General features: G+C 47.8%; 1 protein-coding gene. It reads left to right on the forward strand.

Annotated elements, in window-relative coordinates:
- On the forward strand, positions 1–251 hold a 251-nt coding region (locus tag CHH91_RS18765), incomplete at both ends, for a class II aldolase/adducin family protein (RefSeq protein WP_176465870.1).

Raw genomic sequence — 251 nt, forward strand, 5'->3', positions numbered from 1 at the left:
GTAGAAGATATTGTTGTCGTTAACCTTGATGGTGAACTTGTTGAAGGGAAGCTCAACCCCTCATCGGATCTTGAGACACATCTCGTTCTATATCGAACCTTTCCAGATATACAAGGGATTGTCCACACCCATTCTCGGTGGGCAACAAGTTGGGCACAGGCGGGCATGTCCCTTCCTCCCTTTGGGACCACTCATGCAGACTATTTTTACGGGGAAGTGCCATGTACGCGAAAAATGACGCCAGAAGAAAT

Source organism: Virgibacillus sp. 7505, from assembly GCF_002272135.1.
Lineage (GTDB): Bacteria > Bacillota > Bacilli > Bacillales > Amphibacillaceae > Terribacillus.